Annotated in this window: 8 protein-coding genes and 1 pseudogene; 7 read left to right on the top strand and 2 right to left on the bottom strand. The window is 32.0% G+C overall.

The annotated features are described in order from the left end of the window. The 3 genes and pseudogenes from BG20_RS05045 to BG20_RS05035 all read left to right on the top strand — a co-directional run. Nucleotides 1-279, top strand: a pseudogene (locus BG20_RS05045) (type II secretion system F family protein); the annotation flags it as partial. Nucleotides 280-350: 71 nt separating this feature from the next. Beyond that, a complete protein-coding gene (locus BG20_RS05040) occupies nt 351-1,196 on the top strand; it encodes a type II secretion system F family protein (RefSeq protein ID WP_010191758.1) in 846 nt (281 codons plus the stop codon). Between the two features lie 158 nt (nt 1,197-1,354). Continuing rightward, nucleotides 1,355-2,197 carry a TrmB family transcriptional regulator gene (locus tag BG20_RS05035; protein WP_010191757.1) on the top strand — a complete coding sequence of 281 codons (843 nt, stop codon included), beginning with the start codon at nt 1,355-1,357 and terminating at the stop codon, nt 2,195-2,197. A gap of 77 nt (nt 2,198-2,274) precedes the next feature. Here the strand turns inward: BG20_RS05035 and BG20_RS05030 are convergent, their stop codons facing one another. Continuing rightward, on the bottom strand, nt 2,275-2,676 hold the full coding sequence (locus BG20_RS05030; RefSeq protein ID WP_007401764.1) for a DUF2203 domain-containing protein: 402 nt from the start codon (nt 2,674-2,676) through the stop codon (nt 2,275-2,277). Between the two features lie 71 nt (nt 2,677-2,747). Between BG20_RS05030 and BG20_RS05025 the strand changes: the two genes are divergently transcribed. Genes BG20_RS05025 through BG20_RS13205 form a run of 4 tightly spaced genes read left to right on the top strand, consistent with a single transcriptional unit; the run spans nt 2,748 to nt 3,909 of the window. Continuing rightward, nucleotides 2,748-3,026, top strand: a complete 279-nt coding sequence (locus tag BG20_RS05025; RefSeq protein WP_007401765.1) for a hypothetical protein — start codon at nt 2,748-2,750, stop codon at nt 3,024-3,026. A 2-nt stretch (nt 3,027-3,028) separates the two neighbouring features. Next, complete coding sequence (locus BG20_RS05020; protein ID WP_048097079.1) at nt 3,029-3,424, top strand: pyridoxamine 5'-phosphate oxidase family protein; 396 nt, start codon at nt 3,029-3,031, stop codon at nt 3,422-3,424. A gap of 28 nt (nt 3,425-3,452) precedes the next feature. Further along, nucleotides 3,453-3,731, top strand: a complete 279-nt coding sequence (locus BG20_RS05015) for a peptidylprolyl isomerase (protein ID WP_007401767.1) — start codon at nt 3,453-3,455, stop codon at nt 3,729-3,731. 31 nt (nt 3,732-3,762) lie between these two features. Beyond that, nucleotides 3,763-3,909 carry a hypothetical protein gene (locus tag BG20_RS13205; protein ID WP_238527519.1) on the top strand — a complete coding sequence of 49 codons (147 nt, stop codon included), beginning with the start codon at nt 3,763-3,765 and terminating at the stop codon, nt 3,907-3,909. Between the two features lie 126 nt (nt 3,910-4,035). On the opposite strand, the gene BG20_RS05010 is transcribed toward BG20_RS13205, so the two are convergent. After that, nucleotides 4,036-5,553 (bottom strand): DEAD/DEAH box helicase, encoded by a 1,518-nt coding sequence (locus BG20_RS05010; RefSeq protein WP_010191752.1) that lies wholly within the window; start codon nt 5,551-5,553, stop codon nt 4,036-4,038. Nucleotides 5,554-5,706 lie beyond the last annotated feature (153 nt).

Raw genomic sequence — 5,706 nt, 5'->3', positions numbered from 1 at the left:
GAATACTTTAACGCCACAGCCAAAGTTCAGCTTGAAGAAAAAAAGATGCTGTTACAAAAAACTACAGAGTCATTAGGATCTGTTGCAGAAATTTATACAATTCTTTTGATTGTGTTTCCATTGCTTGCAGTAATCATGCTATCCATTATGGGAATAATGAGTCCAAGCTTGGGAGGATTTGATTTGTTGACATTAATGAATATTCTCACATTTGCAGTAATTCCACTAAGTGGTGTACTGATGTTAGTAATGATGGATACGATGGTTCCAAAGAGGTAATAAAATGCAAAAAATTAGCAGACAAACAAAAGAAATTTCAACAAGCGAAATAATGCCAAAAAAAATCAATATTGAAAAAAGAGATAACAAAAACAATCATGTTTTCAATTATTGCATCAGTCAGTGTAATTTTGATTAGTTTAGAATTTTCAAAACTTTTAGAATCATCGATGATTAGAGATGTTGGAATAATTTTTGGAATCATGGTAGGAATAATTCCATTAACAATTCATCAGTTAAGAGAAGTACAAAGAAGAGACAGCATAGACAGAAACATGCCAGTATTTTTATTGGCATTACTCAGCTCAGTCCAAAGTGGCTCAAATCTCATTAAAGCAATAGAACAAGCTGCAGAAAGGAATCTCGGAGCATTGACTCCTGAATTGAAGAATCTAAAAGCAAACATCAGTTGGGGCACACCAATTGAAGACGCATTTGAAAATTTTGCAAAAAGGACAGGTACTCGAGTTTCACGACGTGTTACAGTGTTATTAGAAATGGCCATGAAAATAGGAGGAGATGTAAGTGAAAATCTAGAAATGATTCAAAAGCATGTTTCAGAAATGCAAAATATCGAAAAAAGCAGAAAATCAGCTTTACAACCATACACATACACAATTTACATTTCATTTGCGGTGTTTTTAGCGGTATCAGTATTACTTACAACAAGCTTCTTTTCAGAGATTGAAAAAGTACAGGATGGGTTATTGGCAGCTGGAAATGGGAAAGATGGATTTGGTTCACTTGCAGATCTAGATGTATCTAAACTAGAATCAGCATTGTTTAACATGGCAATTATAGAAGCTGTGTTTGGAGGGGTAGCAGCTGGAAAAATTGGATCTGGGTCATACGTTGCAGGAACAAAACACGTAGTTGTAATGATCATAATGGCAGTAATTGCATTTAATGTGTCATGATTAGTATTAACAATTTTTGTATTAATTGTAAGATTATTCAGATAAAACTCTACGTATGAACATGAGATGATAATACAGACTAGTAAATTATGCGTAAGTGATAAATGTAATAAAAGAAATTTTTTGTGTCGGAGAAGTTTGGAGGAAAAAACACGTTGATGTCATATCAAGATCAGATGCGAGGAATAGCATTAGAATTAGAAGAGATACTCAATCTTGATGAAATAGAAGCTAAAGTATACCTGAATCTGTTAAGAGTTGGCCCAGTCACGGCCAGTGCGCTTGCAAAAGAATTGGATATTGATAGAGCAAGGATGTATAGAACAGTAGACAAGCTAGTAAGTAGAAATATTATTTCAATAACACTGTCCAGTCCAAAATTGTGTATGGCAGTAGAACCACAAGAGGCACTAAAAATTGCGTTAAGAAAAAAAGAGGACGAGGTAAATAAAATTAAAAAAGATGGAGAAGCAATAATTGAGAAAATCAACAGTGAAATTTCTACAAAGCATGGTAGAAACACACCAACATTTAGAGTAGTTCAAGGTAGAGGCAACATCTATGCCGATATTGCTCAATTAATCGAGAATTCTACGGACATTGTATACATTTCAACTACACTTGAAGACATATCTAGAATGTATCACAGTATAATTCCTGAAAAAATAACAATTTCTGAAAAAAAAGGAGGTAAAGTCAGATTACTGGTTGAAGTAGATGATCCAAAATTGATTTCATTTGTAAAAAGATTCAATGCATCAGAAACAAAGATTTGCAAACTACCATCTAAAGGAAGAATGATAGTACAAAAAGACAGACAAATGATAATGTCCGATTTATCAGGTTCTAAACAATCATCATCAAATTCAGAATCAGATTTTTCTTTGTGTACAAACTCATCAGAAATGGTCAGCAACATACATAGATTATGTAGTTTGTTATGGGATACTGCTCAACCACTAACAACACTAGACGTAAAAAATTATATAGAAAAAAAATAAAATTAAATCTTAATTAAAAGTTGGATTAATGTGTTAGATAAAAATAACAAAAATTTGGAACATATTAAAAATTACATCTAAACCAGAGATTCGTCACTTACTTCTATTGGTTTTCGTCCCATAAAACCTGAATCCTTTTCATGCCAAAACTTAATTTCAGTTTCACCATATTTCCAACACAGCCAAACTTCATCATCAAATCGTTTAGATGGAAAATCAAGCAATCCCTGCTCGATACTTTTAACCACAACCCCAGTATTTTCAAGTAATTCTACTGCCTCATAAAATCTAGTAATTGCAGAATTTAGTTTCTGTTTAAGTACAACATACGTCTCAAAGGAATTTGTAGTAGAGAGACTCATCTGAAGTTCTTGCTCAATTTTTGATACTTCATTCTTTTTTGCCAAAGCAAACTCAAATTTTTTTATTACGTCAGGTAAAGATTGATTTGCTTCATTTGTGGTAAAATACGAAAACATACACTAATCATCGTATGCCAGATTAAATATCTTAGGTGTAAATTTATTAACATTAATTCTAGTTTCAAATTATGAACGATGAACAGATCGAAGAATTAATCACGCAGACAATTAATGGAGCTGTTTCAACAATTCCAGCTTATCTAGAAGATATAAAACAAAATCAAGAATCCCTTAAAGTTGGAAATCCACAAGAATTTGTCTACGGGATGATAATGGGTATGGCGTTAGGAATGAGTGGTGCAATATTGAGTGCACAAGAAGAAATGCCAACAGCTGAGGATCAAATGAAAGTCAGAGACATAATATACAAATACATTCCAGAAATTAGAGAACAGATATTCAGTTGAAAATGTTTACAGAATTTGAAGAGAAATTTCTTCATTCAATAGAAGAAGCAAGAATTGCAACATCACATGACGATATTCCACATGTAAAACCAGTCTCATTTATTTATCATGAAGGAGCTATTTTTATTGCAACTGATTATCATACTAGGACATTTAAAAATGTGAAAATTAATCCACATGTAGCTATTTCCATAGACATCTACGAATTGGGAAAACATAAAGCAGTGATTATTCAAGGGAAAGCAATCATTTTAGAAAAAGGTAAAGAATTCTTAGATATTTACAAAATATTTGAAAAAAAATTTGCGTGGGTAAGAAATGAACCATGGAAAGAAAACGAAGCGCCATTTTTTAAAATCATCCCCAACACTAAAACAAGTTGGGGTCTAAAGAAATAAAAAGAACTAAGAAAATTTTTAAGAATAGTTGTCAAACAAAATTAAATGTTCACATATTTTAGTAGAAAAACAAAGTGAAGCAATAGCAATTTGTGAACGGATTAAAAAAGGTGAAAAGTTTGGAAAACTTGCAAAAGAACTATCAATCGATACAGGTAGTGCAAAAAAAGACGGCAGTCTAGGGTATTTTACGAAAGGAATGATGGTAAAACCATTTGAAGAGGCTGCATTCAAATTACAAATAGGTGAAATGTCAGAACCAGTTAAATCAGAATTCGGATACCATATTATCAAGCGATACGGCTAGATATTAATTCAGAATAAAGATCATGTAATTCATGTCAGTACTGACAGACAAAAAAATTAATGAAGTGTTGGACAAATTAGATGATTCAATTATAGAACTAGCAAAAGGAGCGTTAGACAGTATTGAATTTCAAGGTAATTTTGAAGAGGTAAAGAATTTTTTTTTCAAATCAATATGAAATTAGATTACAAAATATTTTGGAGGCTAACAATACAAGCATTCAACATTCGGAATCAGGGATAAAAAACAGGATAATACAAAGAAAACAAAAAACGCTTGAAAATATTGCTAAATTATTTCAAATTTAAAGAAATGCGTCAAGGCCAGTTTTTTGTAACTCAATGTCTTGGTTTTTTTGTAATACCTTTGTCATCTTTTCACCCATGGATTTTGCAGCAGTCATCTTTCTTTTACCAATCCAATAATAAGTCTCATCAATAGTATTCTTTGCAATAAGTACAACTAATTTACCAGTATCTTTTCGTCCAGTTCTACCCCTTCTCTGAACAAAACGAATTGAACTTGGAACATTATCATAGAATATCACTTGATTTACCTCAGAGATATCCAAACCCTCTTCACCCACACGTGTAGCAACTAAGACTCTAAAGAGACCATCACGAAAATTTTGCACAGTTTCAATTTGCTTTTTTTGTTTCAAACCTGTATCTCCAGATTTTCCAATCAATATCGCTGCAGATATTCCCATTTCAGTTAATTTGTTAAAAATAACATCTACAGAATCTCTGTAGCTAGTAAATATCAGTGCTTTTCCTGGGACAGATTCTATGATTTCTTTTAATTTTAGAATTTTAGAGTGTTCAATTCCTTTTGATTGTGCATCTTTTGCAAGATGAATTGCCCTTGTGAAATTTGGGTCAACTTCAAAAAGTTCTTTTACACCTGCACCTTTTTTTATTTTAGCACGATCACAAAATTTTAAAAAAGAAGTGATTCCATGTGCCTCCAAAATATTTAGAGCATAATGAATTCTAATTGCAGTGAATAATGGTTTTGCAGATCTTCTGTTTTGCGTTAGTACAAACTGTCTAATTCGCAACAATGCAGATAAAGATTGTTGCTCTGCCAATTTTATTCCATTTTTTCTCAATATGTCATATCTTTCATCTAATGATAGTTTCAATAATGTTTGAATTGCCTTCATTTCAGGTGGGAGTTCCACACTAATCCATTCAGTGTTTGTTTCTTGTGTGTATGGTTTTACATCTAGACTATCTTCAGATCTTTCAGCTACACTTGAAATTCTTAGTTTTGTAAGTAGTTCTGTTGCCTTATCTTTTTCACTTGGGAGTGTTGCAGTCATACCCAAAATTCTAGAATTTGAAGATGCAAATCTTTCTGCAATTCCAGAATAAGCATAGTCACCTACAGTTCTATGAACCTCATCATATATCACTAAACTAAATTGGTTGGGTGAAACAATATCTCTATCAAGATCATTTTTTGTAATTTCAGGAGTTGCACATATGACACTGCCATTCCAGAGTTTTGTTCGTTTTTGAATTGAATCTTCTCCCGTTATTAAAGAAATATCATCTAGAGTAAGATTTTTCTTTAGAAAGTCATAATGCTGATTCACTAAAACACGTGTTGGAGCTAAAAACAAAACACCACCAGACCCTCTTGACAAATATTCAGCAATGACTTGTAACGCAATAGCAGTTTTTCCCAAACCTGTTGGCAACACAACAATACAGTTTTCTTGTATTGCTTGATTTGCAAGATTTACCTGATAATCTCTTTTTTCAATAGAATTTTTTTGAATGTATTTTTTTTCAATATATTCCAAAGCTAATGCCACTAGAATAAACTGCAATTTTATTGATTTTATGCTTTCGTGTAGTAAAGTATTAGCTAATGAGTACTTTTCAATTTATTTCAAATAATAACTCATGCCTAAAGGCATCTTAAGAAAAAACACCAGGATTAAATTGAATTAATTTGTCAAATCACA

It is taken from the genome of Candidatus Nitrosarchaeum limnium BG20 (assembly GCF_000241145.1).
GTDB classification, from domain to species: Archaea; Thermoproteota; Nitrososphaeria; order Nitrososphaerales; family Nitrosopumilaceae; genus Nitrosarchaeum; species Nitrosarchaeum limnae.
Note: the sequence above shows the minus strand (reverse complement) of the source record. Positions and strands in the feature narration are given on the sequence as shown.

Bases quoted from the DNA above. Each gene is read 5' to 3' on its own strand.
- BG20_RS05030 (WP_007401764.1), bottom strand. From the start codon at position 2,676: ATGTTTTCGTATTTTACCACAAATGAAGCAAATCAATCTTTACCTGAC.
- BG20_RS05025 (WP_007401765.1), top strand. From the start codon at position 2,748: ATGAACGATGAACAGATCGAAGAATTAATCACGCAGACAATTAATGGA.
- BG20_RS05035 (WP_010191757.1), top strand. From the start codon at position 1,355: ATGTCATATCAAGATCAGATGCGAGGAATAGCATTAGAATTAGAAGAG.
- BG20_RS13205 (WP_238527519.1), top strand. From the start codon at position 3,763: ATGTCAGTACTGACAGACAAAAAAATTAATGAAGTGTTGGACAAATTA.
- BG20_RS05020 (WP_048097079.1), top strand. From the start codon at position 3,029: ATGTTTACAGAATTTGAAGAGAAATTTCTTCATTCAATAGAAGAAGCA.